Source organism: Rhizobium altiplani (assembly GCF_001542405.1).
In the GTDB taxonomy this organism is placed as follows: domain Bacteria; phylum Pseudomonadota; class Alphaproteobacteria; order Rhizobiales; family Rhizobiaceae; genus Rhizobium; species Rhizobium altiplani.
This window is the reverse complement of the sequence record NZ_LNCD01000082.1, coordinates 43,511-57,788: the sequence shown is the minus strand read 5'-3', so window position 1 is coordinate 57,788 and position 14,278 is coordinate 43,511. Positions and strand designations below refer to the sequence as shown.

At 60.1% G+C, this 14,278-nt stretch carries 12 protein-coding genes and 1 pseudogene; 3 read left to right on the top strand and 10 right to left on the bottom strand.

Translation table 11 applies throughout. The features are described 5' to 3' along the window. Positions 1-23: 23 nt before the first annotated feature. The 10 genes and pseudogenes from ttcA to AS026_RS17800 all read right to left on the bottom strand — a co-directional run bounded on the left by ttcA (position 24) and on the right by AS026_RS17800 (position 11,640). Positions 24-908 carry a tRNA 2-thiocytidine(32) synthetase TtcA gene (ttcA, locus tag AS026_RS17845; protein ID WP_025661701.1) on the bottom strand — a complete coding sequence of 295 codons (885 nt, stop codon included), beginning with the start codon at positions 906-908 and terminating at the stop codon, positions 24-26. A gap of 59 nt (positions 909-967) precedes the next feature. Continuing rightward, positions 968-1,898: pseudogene (locus AS026_RS17840) on the bottom strand (glutaminase). A gap of 69 nt (positions 1,899-1,967) precedes the next feature. After that, positions 1,968-2,585: a 30S ribosomal protein S4 gene (gene rpsD / locus AS026_RS17835; protein ID WP_025661699.1), complete on the bottom strand. Its 618-nt coding sequence runs from the start codon at positions 2,583-2,585 to the stop codon at positions 1,968-1,970. Positions 2,586-2,829: 244 nt separating this feature from the next. Next, complete coding sequence (gene phoA, locus AS026_RS17830) at positions 2,830-4,287, bottom strand: alkaline phosphatase (protein ID WP_062370811.1); 1,458 nt, start codon at positions 4,285-4,287, stop codon at positions 2,830-2,832. A gap of 164 nt (positions 4,288-4,451) precedes the next feature. Then, on the bottom strand, positions 4,452-5,966 hold the full coding sequence (locus tag AS026_RS17825) for a helicase HerA domain-containing protein (RefSeq protein ID WP_025661697.1): 1,515 nt from the start codon (positions 5,964-5,966) through the stop codon (positions 4,452-4,454). 92 nt (positions 5,967-6,058) lie between these two features. Beyond that, positions 6,059-7,186, bottom strand: a complete 1,128-nt coding sequence (locus AS026_RS17820) for an MFS transporter (RefSeq protein WP_062371009.1) — start codon at positions 7,184-7,186, stop codon at positions 6,059-6,061. Positions 7,187-7,327: 141 nt separating this feature from the next. Then, positions 7,328-8,128, bottom strand: a complete 801-nt coding sequence (murI, locus tag AS026_RS17815) for a glutamate racemase (RefSeq protein ID WP_025661695.1) — start codon at positions 8,126-8,128, stop codon at positions 7,328-7,330. Beyond that, the gene (locus AS026_RS17810) at positions 8,109-8,939 is read right to left on the bottom strand and encodes an RNA methyltransferase (RefSeq protein WP_018854861.1); all 831 of its coding nucleotides are present in this window, start codon (positions 8,937-8,939) and stop codon (positions 8,109-8,111) included. The genes murI and AS026_RS17810 overlap by 20 nt, the downstream gene beginning before the upstream one ends. Before the next feature lie 57 nt (positions 8,940-8,996). Continuing rightward, on the bottom strand, positions 8,997-10,979 hold the full coding sequence (locus AS026_RS17805; protein WP_082728552.1) for an FUSC family protein: 1,983 nt from the start codon (positions 10,977-10,979) through the stop codon (positions 8,997-8,999). 130 nt (positions 10,980-11,109) lie between these two features. Further along, positions 11,110-11,640, bottom strand: a complete 531-nt coding sequence (locus tag AS026_RS17800) for a hypothetical protein (RefSeq protein ID WP_029867446.1) — start codon at positions 11,638-11,640, stop codon at positions 11,110-11,112. Positions 11,641-11,827: 187 nt separating this feature from the next. Here AS026_RS17800 and AS026_RS17795 point away from each other — a divergent pair, with 187 nt between their 5' ends. The 3 genes from AS026_RS17795 to AS026_RS17785 all read left to right on the top strand — a co-directional run bounded on the left by AS026_RS17795 (position 11,828) and on the right by AS026_RS17785 (position 14,273). After that, the gene (locus tag AS026_RS17795) at positions 11,828-13,039 is read left to right on the top strand and encodes an NADP-dependent isocitrate dehydrogenase (protein ID WP_018854858.1); all 1,212 of its coding nucleotides are present in this window, start codon (positions 11,828-11,830) and stop codon (positions 13,037-13,039) included. 78 nt (positions 13,040-13,117) lie between these two features. Next, positions 13,118-13,564 carry a GNAT family N-acetyltransferase gene (locus AS026_RS17790; RefSeq protein ID WP_025661692.1) on the top strand — a complete coding sequence of 149 codons (447 nt, stop codon included), beginning with the start codon at positions 13,118-13,120 and terminating at the stop codon, positions 13,562-13,564. A gap of 88 nt (positions 13,565-13,652) precedes the next feature. Continuing rightward, on the top strand, positions 13,653-14,273 hold the full coding sequence (locus AS026_RS17785) for a glutathione S-transferase family protein (RefSeq protein WP_018854856.1): 621 nt from the start codon (positions 13,653-13,655) through the stop codon (positions 14,271-14,273). Positions 14,274-14,278: the final 5 nt, after the last annotated feature.

Genomic DNA, 14,278 nt, shown 5'->3' with positions numbered 1-14,278 from the left:
TCCTTCTTTGCCGTGGGCGCCGACTATTCACTCTTCGGCGCGGTCTCTCCGGCCATCAGGCCAGCGAAATCGAAAAGCTTGGGATCGAGCAGATGCGACGGGTTCACATGCGCAAGCGCTCTCAGCATCGTATCCTTGCGGCCCGGCATACGCCGCTCGATATCGGCGAGCATGTCCTTCATCGCATTGCGCTGCAGCCCGTCCTGGGAGCCGCAAAGATCGCATGGAATAATCGGGAACTGCATGGCAGCCGCGAACTTCGCCATGTCGTCTTCCGCGCAATAGGCGAGCGGGCGCAGCAACACGAGGTTGCCCTCGTCATTGAGCAATTTGGCCGGCATCGAAGCGAGCCGCCCGCCATGGAAAAAGTTCATAAAGAAGGTTTCGAGAATATCCTCGCGGTGGTGGCCGAGCACCAATGCGTCACAGCCCTCCTCCTTGGCAATCCGATAAAGATTGCCGCGACGCAGGCGCGAACAGAGCGAGCAATAGGTCGCTCCTTCAGGAACCTTCTCCTTCACGATGGAGTACGTGTCGCGATACTCGATGCGGTGCTTGACGCCGACCTTGGTGAGATATTCAGGCAGGATATGCTTTGGGAAGTTCGGCTGGCCCTGGTCGAGATTGCAGGCGATCAGTTCCACCGGCAGAAGACCGCGCCACTGCAGGTCGAGAAGAAGGGCGAGCAATCCATAAGAGTCCTTGCCGCCGGAGAGACCGATCAGCCAACGCGTCTGCCCCTTCAGCATCGCAAAATCGTCGAATGCCTGTCTGACGTTCCGCAACAGCCGCTTGCGCAGCTTGTTGAACGACACCGAGTCAGGAGCTTCGGCAAAGAGCGCGTGCGCGATCGCCCCATCCGCGTTCGGCGTTTCCAGCTCATCGGCAATGTTGGCTGCGATGTTCATTTTCTCGTCCAATCAGAGTCTGCCTCCGCCTTAGCAGAAAGCGTCACGACAACCCAGCATCAATCGCCGAAAACAGACCAGCCAGTGCGGGCCGCCAGCATTTCGAGCGCGACAGCACCGAGCTGCGAGTTGCCGACCTCGTTGAGCCCCGGCGACCACACCGCAATCGAGGCAATGCCGGGCGCCACTGCAAAAATACCACCGCCGACACCACTCTTGCCGGGGAGACCGACGTGATAGGCAAAGTCGCCGGAACCGTCATAGTGGCCGCATGTCAGCATCAGCGCGTTGATACGCCGCGCCCGCTTCGGCGACACAACGGAGTGGCCAGTCATCGGATTGCTGCCGCGTGCGGCCAGAAACAGCCCGGCCTTCGCCAGCTGCTCGCAGGTCATCGACAGGGCGCACTGGTGAAAATAGACGCCAAGCACGTGTTCGACTGGGTGATCGAGGTTGCGATAGGCCCGCATGAAGTTTGCGAGCGCGAAATTGCGGTAGCCCGTCTGTGTCTCGGACTTTGCAACGCGATCATCGATGGTGACCGACTCGTCATCGGCGAGATAGCGGACGAAGCGCAGCAACTCACCAATAGCCTCGCGTGGCGCATGGCCGGCCATGACAACATCGGTCACGGCAATTGCCCCCGCGTTGATGAAGGGATTTGCGTGGAATGCCCTGCTCGTGCTCGAGCTGGACGATCGAGTTGAACGCCGAGCCCGAAGGCTCGCGGCCGACCCGCTTCCACAGTCCCTCGCCGACCTTGCCGAGTGCAAGCGTCAGCATGAAAACCTTCGAGATGCTCTGGATGGAGAACGGGACATCGGCATTGCCAACGCTGTAGACCTTGCCATCCACGGTGACGACCGCTAGGCCGAACTGGTTTGGGTCGACCTTGGCGAGTTCCGGAATGTAGTCCGCAACCTTCCCCTCGCCGATACGGGGGGTCAGCTCCTTGTGGATGCTATCGAGAACTGCCTGCAAGTCCGTCATCGTATCTCCCCAGATAACAAAAAAGCCGCCCCAGGAGGCGGCTTTTCCGTATGCGAAAACGCCTCGCGATTAACGCGAATAGAATTCGACCACCAGATGCGGCTCCATGACGACCGGATACGGTACGTCGCCGAGCGCCGGAACACGAGCGAAGGTAGCAACCATCTTGTTATGGTCAGCTTCGATGTAGTCCGGAACGTCGCGTTCAGCCAAGCCAACAGATTCCAGAACGGAAACGAGCTGCTTCGACTTCTGACGAACCTCGATGACGTCGCCAGCCTTGCAACGGTAAGAACCGATGTTTACGCGGACGCCGTTCACGGTCACGTGGCCGTGATTGACGAACTGGCGAGCAGCGAAAACGGTCGGAACGAACTTGGCGCGATAAACGATCGCGTCAAGACGAGACTCCAGAAGACCGATCAGGTTTTCCGAGGTATCGCCCTTGCGGCGGTCGGCTTCAGCGAAGATCGCGCGGAACTGCTTCTCGCGCAGGTCACCGTAGTAACCCTTGAGCTTCTGCTTGGCGCGCAGCTGCACACCGAAGTCAGAGAGCTTGCCCTTGCGGCGCTGACCGTGCTGGCCCGGGCCGTATTCGCGGCGGTTCACCGGGGACTTAGGACGGCCCCAGATGTTTTCGCCCATACGGCGGTCAATCTTGTACTTGGACGATTCGCGCTTGCTCATCGTATTTCCTTTCAGAAAGTTAGAACGGTCTGTTGCCAAACCGCGTGAAGGAAACACGCCCTCCTTTGATCTTCTTTCGAGGATCCGACAGGATCATCCCATTACGCGAACAGGACAAATCCACGGGACATGTCAAATGAAACACCGGACATCTCTGCCCGGTGCTGGGGCGGTCTTTAGGGCGAAGTCGCTGGAATGTCAATCACAATTCCACGTTTTCGCCCGTGGCATTCGCCGACGCGGCCTACTTGGCGCTGGCCGTCTCGGTCTTCAGGCCGAGCGCGTCGCTGATCGTATAGAACAGATCCGTCTGGTCCGTCAGGCCAGTGACATTGGCAGCGCGCGGCCCGTAAGCAGCAATGCGAAGCTGCGAGCCGGTATGGCCCTGGTCATCCGCATCGTCGGAGTTGCCGTAGCTCACGGCCATCACGGCGCCGTCCTTCGTCATCAACGCTTCCGTCAAGCCCGGAGCCTTGGCGTCGGCATCGATGATCTGGCTCGCGTGCGCATGATCGGCGGTGATGATGACGAGCGTGTCGCCGGCTTCTTGCGCAAACTTCAACGCTTCCTGAACGGCTTCATCGAGATCAACCGTTTCGCCGATCTGGCCGCACGGGTTGGCGGCATGATCCTGCTTGTCGATCGACGCTCCCTCGATCTGCAGGAAGAAGCCCTTCTCGTTCGTCCTGAGCAGTTCGATCGCCTTGGCCGTCATCTGTGCCAACGTCGGGGTTGCCGACGTGCGCTTCTCGTTGGGCTTGCAGACGACCGGCTCCTTCTCAACATTGCCGTAATGGCTGGCCTTCGGGCCTTCCCAGCGAACCGGCATATTGCCCTCGGCAAACAGGCCGAGTACCGGCGCACTGTCGTTCGCCTGCTTGACGGCCTGGAGCTCGTCAAGGTTCGAGACGATCTTGTAGCCTCGTTCCTCCGCCTGCTGGCGAAGCGTCTTGTCCTTCCATTCGCCGGCCTTGGCGGTCTCGCCGAAGCTCTTTGCGCCCCCGCCGAGTGTCACGTCGGGGCGCGTATTCAGCAACTGCTCGCTGATCGAACCTTTGCCGCCGTTTTCAAGCGCGTTCGTCGGGCACTTCTCTGTGGTGGACGCCGGACTGTAGCACTTACGCTGGGTCACGTGCGCGATCTGCACGGCTGGCGTTGCATCCTGCAGTTCGGCTGTCGAGACATTGCCTGTGCCAAGACCGGCAGCCTTTGCCTTTTCGATCAGCGTTTCGTGGCTCTTCTCATGAATGTCGACGCCGATCGCGCCGTTGTAGGATTTCACGCCCGTCGCCCAAGCGGTGCCCGAGGCAGCAGAGTCGGTCACATAGGTCGGCTTGCCCGTCTTCTTGTCGAGCGAATAATGCGTGTATTGCCCGGTGACCGGAAGCGCATCGATGCCCTTGAAATACTGGCCCGCGCCGACCGCATAGCTGCGTGCGATGGTGATCTCGGAGTCGCCCATGCCGTCGCCGATCAGGAGGATGACGTTCTTCGGGCGGGTATCGATGAGCGCGGCGCGATAAGCCTCGGTGATGTCGCCGGAAAGGCGGCGTGCGCCACCGGGAGCGCTGAGATCCGCGCTTGCCGCACGTTCCAGAAGCTTGTTCGCCGCATCATCGGCATAGCCAGGCTGAACGGCAACGGTTGCAAGCAGGCCGCCGACGACAAGGCGCAGCAGCTGGTGACGAACGTTGTTTCTCATGACCGAGATCTCCTTTTGATAATCCGCATCGACCGCACGGGTCGCGCGCCTTATCCACCAACCGAATGAAGCTCTTGTGACAAAAGCAACTTCTTCGTGTGACATTAGAGATCGAGTATAAACCGGGCACATTGTCCGCGCGCTATTTGCCGTCAATTCGGCCGTCATTCTGCTGCGGAGCGCACCTCATCCACATCAGGCGCATTGGCATCGCCCGGAGCCGTCTGGCAACTCATGTCGGGGAAAGCGACGATGCGCTTGCCCGAGAAGTCCGTGTGCACAACCACAGTCCCCTGCTCCTCGAAGTAGCCAAGTAGACGTCTCGCACGCCGGGCCGAGTGGGTGCCGTAAGCGCGCGCAATCCGTGCATCCGAGGGGCATGGTTCGCCACAAATTGCCGCTTTTGCCAACATCAGGAAAACACCCTGAAGATCGTCGGTGACGCCAGAAGAGAGCGACAACGCCATTCCCCAGGCCTCGGTTTCTGCGGTCGCCGCACCTACACCGGAACGCGAAATCGCCACGCGGCGTCGGAACTCCGACAAAGACATCGGAGCACCTGGAACCCGGCGCATGCGAAGTCGCACCAGGAACTCCTGGTAAAGCACGGAATCTGTTCGGAATCCGGAGCTCGGATCGTCCAGTATTTCGTTGAGCACCGCCGTCAGCCGCTCCTCCCGTTCCTCGACCGACAGCTCGGGCTGAGGCGCACGCGTCTCCGAAACCGGAGCCGAAGCAGCAGGAGCCGATCGCGACAACTCCGCGAGAATATCGGTGGTCGGCCGTGGTGCGGGCGCGGCGCGCCGAACGATCGGCCGCTGAAATTCTTCCGGATCCGGGGTGAAGATCAGGTCTTCGACGTCCTGCGGTGCGTCCGGCAGCGGCATGAGCTTGGGGCTCGACGAACGCGCCGAGGTCTCGACATTACCGATCTGGATCGGCAGCGGGCGGCGGGACAAGGCCGGCCCAAGCGCAACGAAATTGCCACGCTTCAGGTCGCGGAACATTTCCGCCTGCCTGCGATCCATCCCGAGCAGATCGGCAGCACGCGCCATGTCGATGTCGAGGAAGGTGCGCCCCATCAGAAAGTTCGAGGCTTCCGCGGCCACGTTCTTGGCAAGCTTTGCCAGGCGCTGCGTCGCGATCACGCCGGCAAGACCGCGCTTGCGGCCGCGGCACATCAGGTTCGTCATGGCGCCAAGCGACATCTTGCGGGCATCTTCCGAGACGTCGCCGCCGACCGAAGGCGCAAACATCTGCGCCTCGTCGACCACGACGAGAACCGGATACCAGTATTCACGGTCGGCATCGAACATCCCGTTGAGGAAAGCGGCTGCGGCGCGCATCTGCTGCTCGATATCGAGACCCTCGAGGGTCAGAACGCAGGAGACGCGATGCTGGCGGATACGATTGGCAATACCGGCCAATTCGGCCTCGGTGCGCTCGCCGTCGACGACGACGTGGCCGAACTTGTCCGACAGTGTGACGAAATCACCTTCGGGATCAATGATGACCTGCTGCACCCACTGCGCTGATTGCTCCAGCAGACGGCGGAGCAGATGCGACTTGCCGGAGCCGGAATTGCCCTGCACCAGAAGACGGGTAGCCAGAAGCTCTTCGATATCGAGCGTGGCCGGATTGCCTCCCGACGCCGATCCCATATCGATACCAACCTGCAATGTCACATTCCTCTTTCAATCAAACACGGCGTCCTAGCAGGTTTGGCCGTGTCTTTGGCAACACGCCCGCGCAAACCCACAGAAGAAAAACGTCAGAAACTTGCCTTCAACATTCGCGTAAAGGCCAGGCTGACCGCGAGAGGTACCAGCAAGACCGCCAATCCGACCCGTAGCCCTGATACCTCCGCGATAAAACCGATCAGAGGCGGTCCGATCAGAAAGCCGGTCAGTGCCATGAAGGATAGGATCGCGACATTAGCGGCCGCCGGTCGATCCCTGAGGCTTGCCGCCGCGGTAACAGCCAACGGAAAGCCGACCGACACACCGATCCCAACCAGTGCAAAGCCCGCCAGCGTCACCAGGCTATGCCAGGCAAAGACGACCATGAGCATGCCCACCAGCGAAGCCGCGCCGCAGCCCCGGGCCAGTGAAATCGCCCCGAGGCGCTGTTTCAGATGGTCGCCGCTGAAACGGCCCGCCGCCACCATCATGGCGAAAATCGTATATCCGATACCGGTCATCATGCCGTCGGTCTGGAAAACGTCCTTGAGATAGACGGCAGACCAGTCGGCGATCGCTCCTTCGGTCATCGTAATCCCGAAGACGAAGGCGCAGATGCCGAGAAGCGCGCTGCTTGGCAGCTTGAACGGCATATGCGGCGGAGCCGCGCCAGCTTCGCGATCGGGCGGCAGGCGGAGACTTGCCACTATGGCAAACGGCAAAACGACGAAGGCTGCCGCCATGATCGCCCATTCGGCCGGCACGGCAATCGCCACCATTCCCGAACCAAGCAGGCTGCCGGCCATGATGCCTAGGCTCCAGAAGCCATGGCACCGGTTCATAATTACAGAGCCGGTATCCTTCTCAGCACGATCGGCTTCGACATTCAACCCAAGCTCCAGCGTCGACATGGCAACGCCAAGGAGGGCAAGCGCGATGAACAATTCAACCGGCGTCCGGGAGAAGGCCGGAAGGCAGACAATCACCGAGAAAACTACAAATCCTGCGATGACGGTGGTTTCACCGCCGATGCGCGACACCACACGTCCGGCGACAGGCAGCGTCGTGAGGATGCCGACCGGCATGCCGAGCAGCGCCAACGCAAGATCAGCAGGACCGAGCCCCAGACGAGCCTGGATTTCGGGAATGCGCGGCAACCAGCTGCCAAATGCAATCGGTTGCAGGAAGAAGATAGCCATAACAAGTTTTTGGAAAGACATGCGGAGCCTGGCGGGATCGATGCGAATCACAACCCTCAGTTTGCGCAGTCATCAGGTCTTGCGAAAGCCCCTATCGCATCAACGTTCGACGCGATTGCGCGGGAACCGCCTGACCAGCCGGTCAGCCCTGCAAGCAGCCCATCAAGCCTTGAGACCAAAACCCTGCATCAGCCGCCTCGTCGCAAAATCGGGATTGCCTGAGGTGAAGACCGCAAAGTCGAAATTATCGGGATGCACGGCATCGGCGACATGCGGCACGAGGCTGCGGGCACGCCGGGCAATTGCCTCAGCGGGATCGAGCCAATCTACCGGCCAGGGCGCAAGTCGACGGAAGACGTTCGCCATGAAGGGATAGTGCGTGCAGGCGAGCACGACGATATCGGTCTTCGATCCGTCTTTCTCCACGAAGCATTGATCTATCTCGGAAAGAACAGCCTCATCCGACACCACATCACCGCGGATATAGGCCTCGGCCATTCGGGCCAGATTTTCGGACCCGACCAGACGCACATGGCACTGCTGCGCGAAGGACTGGATCAGGTCGCGCGTATAGGCCCGCTTGACCGTACCCGGCGTTGCCAACACGGAGACAAGCCCCGAGCGTGTCCGCTCGGCGGCCGGCTTGATCGCCGGTACCGTGCCGACGAAGGTCATCTGCGGAAACGCCGCACGCAGATCGGCGCCAACAAGCGTAAAGGCCGTGTTGCAGGCGATGATGCAGACTTCGGGATCATGCTCGTCAAGCAGCTTGGCGAAAAGACCAATGATCCGTTCCTTCAGTGCTTGCTCTTCCCAGCCGCCATAGGGAAAGCCGGCATCGTCAGCAATGTAGATGAAGCCGCGCTCGGGCATCAGCACGCGCGCCTCCCGCAATACGGTCAGCCCTCCGATACCGGAATCGAAGACCAGAACCGGTTTCAGCTCATTCAGCGCTGCTGTCATCTTCCGACTGTTCCTTGACGTCGACGGGCGGCCGCCTCCCGCGCGGATATTTCCGCGAGAAGCGGTCGAGGGAGGAGATTACGCCGCGCAACACGCTGATTTCCTGCTCCGTGAACGCGCGACGGGAAAGGACTGCCCTGAGGTTGTCTACCATTTTCGGCTTTTTCGCGGGTGGATGGAAATAATTGCGTGCATCCAGCGCTTCTTCCAACTGGTCGTAGAGACCGAACAATTGTTCCTTCGTGGATTGCGTCTGCGACATCGCCTGGAAGGGAACGGATCCGACATCCTCCATGCCCGACTTCATCCACTCGTAGGACATCAGCAATACCGCCTGGGCGATGTTGAGCGACGCAAAGGCAGGATTGACCGGGAAGGTGACGATCTCGTCGGCCAGCGCAACCTCCTCGTTCGTGAGTCCCCAGCGCTCGCGGCCGAACAGGATGCCGCTGCCCTCGCCTGCCTGGAATTTGGCGCGCAGCGTTTGCGCCGCCACGACGGGCGACCGTACGGGCTTGAAGCCATCGCGCTCACGCGCTGTCGTTGCGTAAACGAAGTTCAGGTCGGCGATAGCTTGCTCGAGTGTGTCGTAGACCTTGGTGCCCTCGATGACGTGGTCGGCCTTCGAGGCGGCGGCCTGTGCCTTCTCGTTCGGCCAACCGTCACGCGGATTGACGAGCCTCAGTACCGAGAGACCGAAATTCGCCATGGCCCGCGCGACCATCCCAATGTTCTCCCCCATTTGGGGTTCGACGAGAATGATTACCGGACCTTCCGTAAGAAGTTGCCGCTCGCTGTTCGTGCCTGCCATGACGCTGGATCCTTTTGCTACGGGCGGAATAGCCAAGCCGGGCCGAAACGGCAAGGGTCAACCATTCGGGTAGAGGCGATCGAGCGTCGAGCCGATCATCTCGACCCCAAGGCGCGCACCCGCATGCGACAGCGGCAAATGCCGTTCCGGTGCACTGCTGGCCTTTTGGTCGACGAAGAAGCAGTCAGACTGGCGCTTTGCGAGAAGCGTCGCACGCTCACGTTCAGCATCGATCAGTTTCATGCCATCGTTGTCACACGCGCTCCTGTCGAAATCCTTCGCCAGGATTCGCGCCCAATAGGTCGCCGCAAGAAAGATCGCGAGCGTCTGCCGTATGTGTCCCGGCCTGGTGACAACCGACCAGGTCGAACCGAGTGGGCGGGCAGCTGCAGCTATGTCCCGGTAAGCCGCATCGAGCTTCTGCGAAAGAGCGATCAGCGCGTTCGTTGCTTCGCCCGCCGCTGCGGCAGAAAGCAGCTCTTCCAATGCCGAAAACCACGTCGCCAGCGCCGTATTGAGCGCGCTGCGCGTTCGCGCAGGAAAAACGACGAAGGCAATGAACGTGCCCGCTGCAGCCCCAAGCATTGTTTCTTCGACGCGCAGCAACAGCAGGTCGACTGTCAGCGATCCCGTCATGCCATAGACTAGGCAAAGCGCAATCGATACGAAGAAGGTCATTGTCGCGTAGGATGTCTGAAGAAAATAGAAGGCCAGAAAGATGGCAATCGTGGTGATTACTAGGGCAACCGCCATATGCCCCGTCAGAGCTGTTGCGAGAAACAAGCCCATCGCAATCCCGAACAGCGTCCCAAGCGAGCGTTGCAGGGCCTTCATCGCCGTATCACCACGCGAATTCGTGTTGGTGAACACCAGGAAGGATGCAAGCACCGCCCAGAACCAACGTTCGCGTGACAGCATCAGCCCGAGGGTCATTGCGATTGCCGATGCCAGCGTAATCTGCAGGGCCGCGCGGATCAGGGGATTGGCCAGCGAGAAGTCGATCTTCGCGGGAGCAGCAGTCGCTTCGGTTACGGCCCCGACTTCGGCAAATCCTGTCGAATAGCCCTTCTCGATCGTTTCCGAGAGGAGCGCTCGCGCCTCTCCCAGCCGGATCAAGGATCGAGCCGTCTTGGCCTGCAGATCATCCGATTTCTTCGCCTCCACCAGAACGGGATCGCCCTCGATGACGGCATGAACGAGAGCGAACGGCGGCAAGCTCTGCGAGCTCAGCACAATCGCACTCTCCGCGGCAAGGTGGACGTCGAACAGTCGGATCGCCAGGATTGCCGCAGGCTCGGTACCATCAAACACGCCGGACGGCGGCCGCGGAATGAACCCCTCGGCCATCAGAACGACTTCCTTCAGGCGGTTTTCCAACTGCTCTAATTTGTGCGCATCCCTCGCCGTCATTCGCCCAACGGAGGCGAGCGTCGCGATCTTGAACAGGATCTGGTTGATGCGGCCGCGCACACTTTCGAGTGAGCGCAAGAGATCCGGGCGCCAATCATCGGGGAGGACAAGAGAGCGCACGACATGCCCGATCAATGCCGGAACGATGGGCCCCATCGCAATCAACGGAAGCTCACCAAGCGGGGGGCGGAAATAGGCACCCATGAAATAGGAGGTGAAGGCGAACATGCCGATTGCGTGTCCGCGTGGCCCGAACACTCGCCCGGCAGCAGCAAGAAAGATGATGATGAGAAAGGCCACATCCGAAACGATGCGATTTGATTCCAGGGCCGCGGCAAGGCCGACGACACAGACACTTGCGGCACAGCCGAGCAAGCGTGTCACGAGTTGCGGTGCGCTCCCCTTGTCCTTTACCGCGACGCCACCCTCGATCGACAGGACAAGCCCCAACCCATATGCAGCGGTCGGAAGCGGAAGCAGCAGCCTGTCGATTGCCAATAGCACCCCGAACGAGAGCGCCATTGTCAGCGTCACGCGCGACGCCATTCGCAAGCGCGAGAGCGCCGGGTCGTTGGCGAGAAGCCAGTCGCGGAAATCAAAACCGGAAAGCAAGCAGCCCTGGCCTCTCATTCAGCCCCCGACAGCCAATGGCCGAGGGAATTTCTCGACACACCGAGGACGGCCCCATCACCCGAAGCGACCGCCCTTCAACAACGAAAACGTAGCACACAGGCTTCGTTGGAAAAATGCAGTCCGCGCTTCACTGACCTTTGGCGATCTGCACCATCGTATTCTTGAGCGAGTTCGCCGGTTGCCCGGGATCGCCCTCGGTGACGATGTCGTCGATAACAGGCTTGCCGGCTTCTTCAAGCATCTCGAATCGAACGGTCGTCACCGCCTGCTTGTCCGATCCGTCGTCCATGCAGGTTGCCTTCTTGAAGGTGACGACGACCTCCGTCGCGCCACCGGCGGTCGGCTTCGGCTCATAGGTCAAATCTTCGAGTGGACACGCATCCTCACCATTCACGATCACATCGTAGTCGAAGGGCGAGACACCATCTTCGTCAGCAGCCGGGTTCTGGATCGCTGCCTGGTATTTCGTCACGAAATCCTTGCTGTAAAGCCGCGATAGCTTGCCCGGATCAAAGATGTCGATCCAGTCGCTATCTGCGCCCGACCAGTTCTTGATCGTCGCATCCATGATCTCCTTCACAGGCGCGGTAACGTCGGCGGCAAGCATCGGCGAGGTCGAACCGAGCAGGATCGCGAGGACAAGGGGAATCTTCTTCATGGCGAATATCCGGGCAATGGTTTTGCGCCGGAGACTAGCCATTTTCCTCCGCTTGGCAATGGCCGCAAAAACGCCGCCGCATCCTGCTTCCGGCTTTGCACTCCCGGTCCACAATGCTATAGCGCTCGGGATTTTTATATCACCCACCCGGGACGTCGGTCCCTTCCAAGCTTAACGAGGCAGATACATGAAGAAGATCAAGGTCGCCAATCCCGTCGCCGATCTCGACGGCGATGAAATGACTCGCATCATTTGGCAGCTCATCAAGGATAAGCTGATCCATCCGTATCTCGACCTCGAGATCGATTACTTCGATCTTTCCGTTGAAAACCGCGACGCCACAAATGACCAGGTGACGATCGACGCCGCCAACGCCATCAAGAAGCACGGTGTCGGCATCAAGTGCGCGACAATCACGCCAGATGAGGCACGCGTCAAGGAATTCAACCTCAAGCAGATGTGGAAGAGCCCGAACGGCACGATCCGCAACATCCTCGGCGGCGTCATCTTCCGCGAGCCGATCATCTGCAAGAACGTTCCGCGCCTGGTTCCCGGCTGGACGCAGCCGATCGTCGTTGGCCGTCATGCCTTCGGTGACCAATACCGCGCGACCGACTTCAAATTCCCGGGCAAGGGCAAGCTGACCATCAAGTTCGTCGGAGAAGACGGGCAGGTCATCGAAAAGGAAGTCTTCGACGCCCCCGGCGCCGGCGTTGCCATGGCCATGTACAACCTCGACGAGTCGATCCGCGAATTCGCCCGCGCTTCGATGATGTACGGCCTGATGCGCAAGTGGCCGGTCTACCTGTCGACCAAGAACACCATCCTCAAGGCCTATGACGGCCGCTTCAAGGACATCTTCGAGGAAGTCTACGAGACCGAGTTCAAGGACCAGTTCAAGGAAATCGGCATCACCTACGAGCACCGCCTGATCGACGACATGGTCGCTTCGGCGCTGAAGTGGTCCGGCGGCTATGTCTGGGCATGCAAGAACTACGACGGCGACGTCCAGTCGGACACGGTTGCCCAGGGCTTCGGTTCGCTCGGCCTGATGACCTCCGTTCTGCTTACGCCGGATGGCAAGACGGTCGAAGCCGAAGCCGCACACGGCACGGTTACCCGCCACTACCGCCAGCACCAGAAGGGCCAGGAAACCTCGACGAACTCAATCGCCTCGATCTTCGCCTGGACCCGCGGCCTCGCCCATCGTGCCAAGCTCGACGACAATGCGGAACTCGCAAAGTTCGCAGCGACGCTCGAAAAGGTTTGCGTCGACACCGTCGAAGCCGGCTTCATGACCAAGGACCTGGCGCTGCTCATCGGTCCGGATCAGCCGTGGCTCTCCACGACTGCCTTCCTCGACAAGATCGATCAGAACCTGCAGAAGGCGATGGCCTAAGCCAAGACCAATATCCGAATGGACGGCGGGGATTTCCCCGCCGTTTTCGTTTCAAGGACAAGCAAAGGGAACAAGAGGATGACCATAACAATCCGTCCGCTGCAACCATCCGACCGGGTCGCCTGGGAGCCTCTGTGGGCCGGCTACCAGCGTTTCTACGAGGTTGTTATCCCGCCCGAGACGACGAACCTGACCTGGAGCCGATTTCAGGATCCAGGCGAAGACATGCACGCGCTTGGCGCCTTCGACGACAGCGGCCGCCTTGTCGGTATCGTTCATGCGATTTTCCACCGTTCGACCTGGCTGCCGAAATACACCTGCTATCTTCAGGACCTCTATGTCGACGACACGCAGCGCGGTCTCGGCACAGGTGCGGCTCTCATCGATGCCGTGGCGGATCTTGCCCGCGCGAATGGGGCTGGCCGGCTCTACTGGATGACGCATGAAACAAACGCCACCGCCCGAAGACTCTACGACAGGATCGCCGAACGATCCGGTTTCATCCAATATCGCAAGCCGCTGTAGATAGTTAGGGCCTTTGCGCCGGACCTCTCTGTCCTATGTCCCTGATGGCGGACTTGATACGCTGCATTCAGCAAACGAGGAGGAGTTCATGGCAGACGAACTGGTATTTTATACGAACCCCATGTCGCGCGGCCGCATCGCCCGCTGGATGCTGGAAGAGACAGGCGTACCGTACAAAACAGAGATCATGACCTTCGGCGGAACGATGAAGGCGCCTGAATATCTCGCCGTCAACCCGATGGGAAAGGTCCCGGCCATCAGACATGGAAAAACGATCGTGACTGAGTGCGCAGCGATCTGCGCCTACCTCGCTGAGACCTTCCCCGAAGCCGGGCTCGCTCCAACATCAGATGAACGCGGCAGCTACTACCGCTGGATGTTCTTTACCGCCGGACCGCTGGAGGCAGCGGCGACCAACAAGGCATTGGGCTTCGAGACGCCACCAGACAAAGCCCGGATGGCGGGATATGGCAGTTTCGCCGACGTGATGAACGCGCTTGAAGGCGCCGTCAGTGCGACACCTTACGTTGCCGGCAATCGTTTCACGGGAGCCGATGTTTACGTCGGCTCCCATATTGGCTGGGGCATGAGCACAGGTACGCTTGAAAAGCGCCCAGCGTTCCTCAACTATCTCGGCCGCATCTCCGATCGCCCGGCCTACAAGCGTGCCACCGCGATCGATGACGAAGCCATGAAGGCTGCCCAGTAGAAACA

Coding starts and splice junctions, on each gene's coding strand:
- ttcA (WP_025661701.1), bottom strand. CDS start 908: ATGAACATCGCAGCCAACATTGCCGATGAGCTGGAAACGCCGAACGCG.
- rpsD (WP_025661699.1), bottom strand. CDS start 2,585: ATGAGCAAGCGCGAATCGTCCAAGTACAAGATTGACCGCCGTATGGGC.
- phoA (WP_062370811.1), bottom strand. CDS start 4,287: ATGAGAAACAACGTTCGTCACCAGCTGCTGCGCCTTGTCGTCGGCGGC.
- AS026_RS17820 (WP_062371009.1), bottom strand. CDS start 7,186: ATGTCTTTCCAAAAACTTGTTATGGCTATCTTCTTCCTGCAACCGATT.
- murI (WP_025661695.1), bottom strand. CDS start 8,128: ATGACAGCAGCGCTGAATGAGCTGAAACCGGTTCTGGTCTTCGATTCC.
- AS026_RS17810 (WP_018854861.1), bottom strand. CDS start 8,939: ATGGCAGGCACGAACAGCGAGCGGCAACTTCTTACGGAAGGTCCGGTA.
- AS026_RS17805 (WP_082728552.1), bottom strand. CDS start 10,979: ATGAGAGGCCAGGGCTGCTTGCTTTCCGGTTTTGATTTCCGCGACTGG.
- AS026_RS17800 (WP_029867446.1), bottom strand. CDS start 11,640: ATGAAGAAGATTCCCCTTGTCCTCGCGATCCTGCTCGGTTCGACCTCG.
- AS026_RS17795 (WP_018854858.1), top strand. CDS start 11,828: ATGAAGAAGATCAAGGTCGCCAATCCCGTCGCCGATCTCGACGGCGAT.
- AS026_RS17790 (WP_025661692.1), top strand. CDS start 13,118: ATGACCATAACAATCCGTCCGCTGCAACCATCCGACCGGGTCGCCTGG.
- AS026_RS17785 (WP_018854856.1), top strand. CDS start 13,653: ATGGCAGACGAACTGGTATTTTATACGAACCCCATGTCGCGCGGCCGC.